Raw genomic sequence first — 399 nt, forward strand, 5'->3', positions numbered from 1 at the left:
TGATGCACACAATCATGCATTTCGGGTCTTTGGTGGCGTGCCTGAACGCGGCATCTACGACAACATGAAGACTGCTGTGGATAAGGTACGATCAGGTAAACAGCGCGATGTTAATCGCCGATTCCAAACGCTAGTCAGTCATTATCTGTTTGAAGCTGAGTTCTGTAATCCAGCTGCAGGTTGGGAGAAAGGCCAAGTCGAGAAAAAGGTGCGAGATGCTCGGCATCAGTTATGGCATACCGCTCCCAAGTTCAAGACTCTCGAAGAACTTAATGCTTGGCTTGAACGCCAATGTATTGAACTGTGGCACCGCCAAAAACACCCAGAACAATCCAATCTAACGGTTGCTGAATGCTGGCGACAAGAACGGCCATGTTTAATGCCTGTCCCAGCGCCATT

Annotated in this window: 1 pseudogene; it reads left to right on the plus strand. The window is 48.9% G+C overall.

Annotated features, from left to right (window positions below):
• Positions 1-399 (plus strand): annotated as a pseudogene (locus tag A3735_RS11435) (DDE-type integrase/transposase/recombinase); the annotation flags it as partial.

Source organism: Oleiphilus sp. HI0061, assembly GCF_001635675.1.